This window comes from Coprococcus sp. ART55/1, assembly GCF_000210595.1.
GTDB classification, from domain to species: domain Bacteria; phylum Bacillota; class Clostridia; order Lachnospirales; family Lachnospiraceae; genus Coprococcus; species Coprococcus aceti.
Genome location: NC_021018.1, coordinates 2392685 through 2395249 on the forward strand (window position 1 = coordinate 2392685; position 2565 = coordinate 2395249).

Genomic DNA, 2565 nt, shown 5'->3' on the forward strand with positions numbered 1-2565 from the left:
CCAATGCAGTATTTAGCATTGCCTAAAAAGGATAAAGAAGATAAGGAGACTCCATGGACAGAAAAACCGAAGCCCTAAACTACCTGAAACAATACCCTAAGATGACAAAATGGATGAATACCTGCATTTGCTGTGGCACAATGGGTTATAACCCTGATATGCCAGAAAAGATTACTTCGAGAGATGGCAATGGAGAATATAACACTGTATTTTCAAGAAACATAAAGAAGTATTTTTTCCCACTTAGAGTAAATGACATGGGGATGTGTGACATTTGTCAGAAATATTGGAGAGAAAATCACTAAGTAACTTGATATGATGAAATTGAGGCTTGCATCAATAAGCTAAATAGAAAAGGAGGATAATCATGGAATTTATATGTTACCCAAAGTGTTCAACCTGCCAGAAGGCAAAGAAATGGCTGGACGAGAATAAGATCGAATACACGGAGCGCCACATTGTGGATGATAATCCTACATATGATGAGCTTAAGAAATGGTATGGTAGGAGTGGACTTCCGCTCAAGAGATTCTTCAATACGAGCGGCATGCTGTATAAGGAGATGAAACTGAAGGACAAGCTTCCGGACATGAGCGAGGATGAGCAGTTGCAGCTTCTTGCGACAAATGGCATGTTGGTGAAGAGACCGCTTGTCGTTGCTGAAGGTTTCATGCTGACTGGATTTAAAGAAAAAGAGTGGACAGAGAAGATGCTGTAGTAGGAACGTCCCCGTGGAGAAAAAATGAAAAAAATTGATGTAAACAACAGTTGGGAAATGCATCGCGTAGGCGATGACGATTGGATCATTGCGACAGTGCCGGGATCGGTGTATGGGGATCTGCTGCAGGCGGGCAAGATGGAAGATCCATTCTGGAAGGACAATGAGATAGAAGCACTGAAGCTGATGGATTACGATTATGAGTACCGCACCAGCTTTTCGTGTGATGATGAGCTGCTGGGATCGGATGAGGTTATCCTTCGGTTTGAAGGGCTGGACACCATTGCGGATATCACGCTAAATGGTGTGAAGCTTGGACACGCCGACAATATGCACAGGACATGGGAGTATTCGGTAAAGGATACCCTGAAGCAGTCGGATAATATATTAAGTGTATATTTTTATTCGCCGACAAAGTTCATCGCAGATGCATTTGCGAAGGCTCCAACACGGGGAACCGAGGATGCCATGAACGGATTTGTACATATCAGAAAAGCTCACTGCATGTTTGGCTGGGACTGGGGCGCTCACCTTCCAGATGCAGGAATATGGCGGCCGGTCAGCTTGCTTGGAATTGATACCGCACGGATAGATTCTGTTGAAATCCTGCAGCATCATGATCAGGACTCAGTGGAACTTGATATAAAGCCGGAGATAGAATTTGCCCGGAAGTATATTGGTTCTGGATCAGAGACGGGACAGCTGAGTGCAAACGTTAGAGTAGTAGATCCGGTTGGAAACGAAATTATAAATAGAATATTAAATGAAGATATCACGAAGAATATACATATAGACAACCCACAGCTCTGGTGGCCTCGTGGGTATGGTGAGCAGAACCTTTACACTGTTTCCGTTGACCTTGTGAAAGATGATGGTACGGTGGTTGACAACTGGACGAGAAAGATCGGCCTGCGGACAATAACCATGGACCGCACAAAGGACAAATGGGGTGAGAGCTTTGCCACCTGCGTAAACGACGTAAATATATTTGCCATGGGTGCCGATTACATTCCGGAGGATCATCTTCTTGGACGTGTGACACCTGAGACTACAAGGACTCTGCTTGAGAAGGCGGTATTTGCGAACTTCAATTCTATAAGAGTGTGGGGCGGTGGATATTATCCTGACGATTGGTTCTATGATATGTGTGATGAGATGGGACTTGTGGTGTGGCAGGATTTCATGTTTGCGTGTGCTGTCTACGATCTCACACCAGAATTTGAGGCAAATATCACCGCGGAATTTATTGACAACTTAAAGAGGATCCGTCATCATGCGTCACTCGGACTTATGTGTGGCAATAATGAGATGGAGCAGTTTGTTAAGGAGAGAAAATGGGTGAGCAAGGACAGCGAGGTTCGGGACTATATTATTATGTACGAGCGAATTCTCCCGCAGATCATGAAGCAGTATGCTCCACAGGTATTTTATTGGCCAGCGAGCCCGTCCTCAGGTGGTTCATTTGATGATCCGAGAGACGAGAACCGCGGAGATGTGCATTATTGGGCTGTGTGGCATGGTGATAAGCCATTTTCTGAGTACAGAAAGTTTTGCTTCAGATATCTTTCCGAATTCGGTTTCCAGTCATTTCCTTCAAAGAAGACTGTTGAGACATTTACGGATGATGAGCGTGATATGAATATCTTTTCATACATTATGGAGCGGCATCAGAGAAATGGCTCGGCAAATGGAAAGATAATGAATTATATGCAACAGACATATAGATATCCATCTGATTTCGAGACGGTTATCTACGCATCGCAGCTTCTGCAGGCGGATGCTATCAGGTATGGCGTCGAGCATTTTCGAAGAAACAGAAATGATGACAGGTGCATGGGAGCAGTGTA

General features: G+C 44.4%; 3 protein-coding genes. All 3 read left to right on the forward strand.

Annotated elements, in window-relative coordinates:
- Positions 1–53 precede the first annotated feature (53 nt).
- Positions 54–305: a hypothetical protein gene (locus CCU_RS10750; protein WP_015534670.1), complete on the forward strand. Its 252-nt coding sequence runs from the start codon at positions 54–56 to the stop codon at positions 303–305.
- A 62-nt stretch (positions 306–367) separates the two neighbouring features.
- Positions 368–718 (forward strand): arsenate reductase family protein, encoded by a 351-nt coding sequence (locus CCU_RS10755; RefSeq protein WP_015534671.1) that lies wholly within the window; start codon positions 368–370, stop codon positions 716–718.
- Positions 719–742: 24 nt separating this feature from the next.
- Positions 743–2565 (forward strand): glycoside hydrolase family 2 protein (locus CCU_RS10760; protein ID WP_208896173.1); only part of this gene is annotated, 1823 nt, incomplete at its 3' end.

What these genes read in the sequence shown, in the direction of transcription:
- CCU_RS10750 (WP_015534670.1), top strand. Translation starts at nt 54, where the DNA reads ATGGACAGAAAAACCGAAGCCCTAAACTACCTGAAACAATACCCTAAG.
- CCU_RS10755 (WP_015534671.1), top strand. Translation starts at nt 368, where the DNA reads ATGGAATTTATATGTTACCCAAAGTGTTCAACCTGCCAGAAGGCAAAG.